Annotated in this window: 4 protein-coding genes and 1 pseudogene; 4 read left to right on the top strand and 1 reads right to left on the bottom strand. The window is 68.5% G+C overall.

Annotation, left to right across the window (positions count from 1 at the left end):
- Window positions 1-491 (bottom strand): DUF421 domain-containing protein (locus FKP22_RS23840; RefSeq protein WP_141290156.1); only part of this gene is annotated, 491 nt, incomplete at its 3' end.
- A 280-nt stretch (window positions 492-771) separates the two neighbouring features.
- Here FKP22_RS23840 and FKP22_RS23835 point away from each other — a divergent pair.
- The 4 genes and pseudogenes from FKP22_RS23835 to FKP22_RS23820 form a co-directional block, all read left to right on the top strand.
- Window positions 772-1,296, top strand: coding sequence for a hemerythrin domain-containing protein (locus FKP22_RS23835; protein WP_141290155.1), 525 nt, complete (start codon window positions 772-774; stop codon window positions 1,294-1,296).
- 13 nt (window positions 1,297-1,309) lie between these two features.
- On the top strand, window positions 1,310-1,609 hold the full coding sequence (locus FKP22_RS23830; RefSeq protein WP_141290154.1) for a hypothetical protein: 300 nt from the start codon (window positions 1,310-1,312) through the stop codon (window positions 1,607-1,609).
- 175 nt (window positions 1,610-1,784) lie between these two features.
- Complete coding sequence (locus FKP22_RS23825) at window positions 1,785-2,084, top strand: hypothetical protein (RefSeq protein WP_141290153.1); 300 nt, start codon at window positions 1,785-1,787, stop codon at window positions 2,082-2,084.
- Between the two features lie 216 nt (window positions 2,085-2,300).
- A pseudogene (locus FKP22_RS23820) lies at window positions 2,301-3,724 on the top strand (hypothetical protein); the annotation flags it as partial.

Here is a 3,724-nt window from a genome sequence, read left to right as displayed (position 1 = left end):
CCGCCCTCGCGCTTGATCACCGTGATCTGGCCATCGCCCTCCATCTGGGCGTGCTTCACCTCGGCCAGGTCCGACACCGCCTGCTTGCGCAGTTCCATCATCAGGTCGTCCAGCGTCAGGAACTCCTTGCGCAGGTTGCGATGCAGCACCCGGCCGTGGCGCACCAGCGGCAGCGGCGGTGCCTGCAACAAGCGGTGCACCGGCTCGAAGTGCCAGGCCGCCCAGTCCAGCACCCAGTTCCAACCGACGATGGTGCCCACCAGCACCATGCCGTCGGCCACTGTCTTGTAGTCGCCGGCCATCGCGTTCTGCGAGGCGTCGGCGATCAGCACCAGCAGCAGCACATCGGAAATCGCGATCGAGCCCACGTCGCGCCGCAGCACGAAGCGGAAGATCAGGAACAGGAAAACGTACATCGCGCTGCCGCGGATCACCAGCTCCAGCGGCGACATCGAGAAGCTGAACATCGCCATCAAGCTTGCCTGGTTCATCGATCGCTCCGTTCGTGTGCAGCGCCATCTTCCGGCCCCGCAGGCGGCGCCCTGTAGGCCCAGGCGAAGCGCGCGCGTCAGCCGGTGTCGCAACCGTGGCCCCAATGGCGCCATGGCATGGCAATGCGCCCTAGAGTGGCCTCATTGCCTCATGAGGAAACGCCGGGCCCGTCCCAAGTTTCCCCACCCCCTGGGGGGCCTGACGCTCAGCGGCAGGTCTGAGGGCACTCTCATCAACCCAGGAACCGCGATGCGAGTTCCGCCAACTGGAGCTCTTCCCATGCGCACCACCGCCAGCCACACTGCCAGCCCCGCCAAGTCGCGTACGCCCGACACCAGCAAGACCACTGGCCGCGCGCCTGACGCGATCACGCTGCTGCGCGCTGACCACGCCGAGGTCAAGAAGCTGTTCAAGGACTACGAGAAGCTGGCCAAGGCCGAAGCTCCAGCCGGGGATCGCAGCAGCGTCGCGCTGACCATCTGCGAGATGCTGACGGTGCACGCCCAGATCGAAGAAGAGATCTTCTATCCTGCCGCCCGGGAAGTGCTGCCCGAAGGCGATCTGGTCGACGAAGCCACCGTCGAACACGCCAGCGCCAAGGACCTGATCGCCCAGATCGAGGCCGGCAAGCCGGACGACGATCTGTACGACGCCAAGGTCAAGGTGCTGGGCGAGTTGATCGACCACCACGTCAAGGAAGAGCAAGACGAACTGTTCCCCAAGGTCAAGAAGGCTGGCATGGACACCAAGGCCGTCGGCGCACAGTTGGCCGCGCGCAAGGCCGAGCTGATGGCCTCGCATTGAAGGAGGCACCGGCATGAACCGCTTGCACTTCCGCTGCCAGGCCTCTGGCGGCTCGGACCACGCCGGTGCCGGCGGCCCCGGCACCAGCACCTCGGTCGGCCCGGACCCGGCCACCACCACGCTGCCCGACAGCGAAAGCCCGCGCGAATGGCTGGATGAACGCACCCGGAAGCCGGCCAGCGACAAGGGCCAGCCGCAGGGCGTGCCGCTGTCCAGCCAGGATCCGGACCGGCTGACCCCGCCGCTGGGCAAGGAACAGCGCCGGGACGCCGAAAAAGGCGAGGCCCTGGAGTCCAAACGCGGCGCGTACTGAACAACCCGCCACCGGGCATGCGCCACCTGCCCAGGCGGCAGCGACCGGCGTAGAGTCAGCATGCCTTGGCGGCGCAGTGGGGCCGCCGGGGCATGCGACTTGCCCCGGGAGTCGGCGTCGCCGCCCTCGGCTGCCCGATGCGTGCCGCGCCTCCCGATTCGACAGGAGCCATCTCATGAGCCAGCGCCCCGCCACCCAGGCCATTTCGCCACCCATTGCCCCGACCCCGTTCGATGCCACCTTGCTCGTCCAGCCGGACGAGCTGCCGGAGGCAGCACAGGCCACCCTGATGCGGCAGGAGCCCTGCACAGCGTGCAACGAGCAGGCCCACACCGAGGGCCGGCTCTGCATGTCCCGTGGCACCGAGCCCTGGGACAGCCGCCACGTGGTGCCCGAAGATGACAACGCCTACGGCGTGCGCCGCGTCGATGACGCTACCGGCCACGACACGCGCCACGAAGGCGCGCAAGGTTAGGCAGGTGGCTGGTTGATGGCTGGCTGTAGCAGAACATGCGCCGCTGGTCGACACCCGTGCAGGTGGACTTTCTCAGGCCAGAAGGTGGAGCATAGAACCACCTCATCGGGGCTTCCGCAGAGGGCCTGAAGACACGTATGGTGCCGCCGGTATCGACGCCGGCTGGCGAGGCGTTCCCGCATAGCCGGCCCCGGCGTCGCAGCCTGGAAGCACCTCGTGACAAATCAACCAAGCGGCCACATTCGCGCCGCCATCGCCAGCGTCTGGCTGGCCCTCGGCCTGGCCGCAAGCTTGGTCACATCGGCCACCGGCGCAGACGCGGCAACGCACGCGACGGCCACAGGCGCCACGCTGCAATTGCCGCTGGAGGTGCTGGGCGCCGGCCTGCCCAGCAAGCCCACCATCGTGCAAGCCGTCTTGAACGTGGACGCCAGCCAGTTGGCCCAGGTCGACCGGCTGTGGTTCAGCTGCCACCGCTGCGGCTTCTTCGGCCCGCCGGAGTTCGAGGCCACCACGCAGGCCCCCGCCCGCGTCAAGGCCAGCCTGCGGGTGCTGGGCGGCACCAGCGCCGATGCCGGCGCCGATATTCCCTGGGTGGACATCACCGATGCCAACGTGCAACTGGCCGATGCCGAACGACTGCAAGGCGGACTGGCCCGCGGCGGCCTCTACACCGCGCGCATCGGCCTGGTGCTGGACGCCAGCACCAAGGCCAGGCTGGTGGCCGCCGCCAGCGGCAACCTGATCCAGTTCCGCTTCAACGGCACCGATGGCGAGTCCAACGGCTACCGCGTGATTGCACTGCAGCTGCAGGACGCCCAGGGCCGCAACCTGGCCACCAATGCGGTGCAGTTCGCCAACATCAAGAAGCAGAAGGACGCCGGCAAGACCTGGAGCGAAGACGTGGCCGCGGGCGACACCCTCTGGCATGCCTCCGGCGTGCTGGCCAAGTCCTCCATCGTGCCGCGCAAGCTACAGGCAGCCTGCGCCTCCTGCCACGCGCCCACCGGCCGCGACCTGCAGTATTTCAACTACTCGGACAACGCCATCGTGCAGCGCAGCCGCTTCCACGGCCTGAGCAAGCTGCAGGGCCAGCAGATCGCGGCCTACCTGCGCTACAGCCAGCAGGCCGTGCCCCACGTGGCCCAGGCGGCACCGTGGAACCCGCCCTACCAGCCCGGTGCCGGGCTGGACAGCCGGCCCATCACCGAATGGGCCGCGGGCGCCGGCCTGGGCGCTGCGCTGGACACGACCACCCAGGCCTTGCAGGCCGTGTTCGGCAAACCCATCGACGGCCAGCCCCTGAGCCTCACGCAGGCCGACGTGGACAAGGTGATGGACGCCAGCGCCACGATGAACACCCGCGAAATGGCCGTGCCGCTGCAGTACCCGGACTGGAACGCCTGGCTGCCCGCCGCCCACCCGCTGGACGTGTGGCCCGAGGGCTTCAGCCCCGCCGGCTCCTTCGCCAAGGGCGCGCAGTTCTCGCAAAGCAGCTGGCAGGACCCGAACGGCAATGCCGCGAAGATCGAAAGCTGGCTGCAGGGCCACCTGAACCCCAACGGCAAGTACGGCGACTGGAGCCACCTGACGCCGGCCCAGCGCAACGAGATCCAGCAGCTGTTCGCGAACTCGGGCTG

This window comes from Ideonella azotifigens (assembly GCF_006519715.1).
Taxonomy (GTDB): Bacteria; Pseudomonadota; Gammaproteobacteria; order Burkholderiales; family Burkholderiaceae_C; genus Ideonella; species Ideonella azotifigens.
This window is presented reverse-complemented; position numbering and strand designations above follow the sequence as displayed.

Bases quoted from the DNA above. Each gene is read 5' to 3' on its own strand.
- FKP22_RS23835 (WP_141290155.1), top strand. From the start codon at position 772: ATGCGCACCACCGCCAGCCACACTGCCAGCCCCGCCAAGTCGCGTACG.
- FKP22_RS23830 (WP_141290154.1), top strand. From the start codon at position 1,310: ATGAACCGCTTGCACTTCCGCTGCCAGGCCTCTGGCGGCTCGGACCAC.
- FKP22_RS23825 (WP_141290153.1), top strand. From the start codon at position 1,785: ATGAGCCAGCGCCCCGCCACCCAGGCCATTTCGCCACCCATTGCCCCG.